Raw genomic sequence first — 332 nt, 5'->3', positions numbered from 1 at the left:
CGACGCGTACATACGCTCAAGACTGCCGGCTGCTTCAAGGTCAAACTTTGCCGCCGCTTTCTGGTCGCTGTTGGCTAGGTGGTCACTGGCCGCGCGGACGGCGCCGCCAAGCGCGGCGACCGCACCCGTCAGGGTATTCTGTGCAAGCTGGGCCTCGTCGAGTAGCGCGTCCTTGCCTTCTGCGGCCACTTCCTTGGCTTTCTGTGAAATATCTTCCTTGGCTGAGCCGAAAATCTCGGAGGCCAAGCGCCCCGCCTCGTCGGCGCGGCCGGCAATCTCCCGCTGGGCCCGCGAGAAATCGGGGTTAGGATTCGGTTCAGATGCCATGCCAG

General features: G+C 63.6%; 1 pseudogene. It reads right to left on the bottom strand.

Going from position 1 to position 332, the window contains the following annotated elements:
• Positions 1-246: pseudogene (locus EN852_RS40690) on the bottom strand (hypothetical protein); the annotation flags it as partial.
• Between the last annotated feature and the right edge of the window lie 86 nt (positions 247-332).

It is taken from the genome of Mesorhizobium sp. M2E.F.Ca.ET.209.01.1.1 (assembly GCF_004010375.2).
In the GTDB taxonomy this organism is placed as follows: domain Bacteria; phylum Pseudomonadota; class Alphaproteobacteria; order Rhizobiales; family Rhizobiaceae; genus Mesorhizobium.
This window is presented reverse-complemented; position numbering and strand designations above follow the sequence as displayed.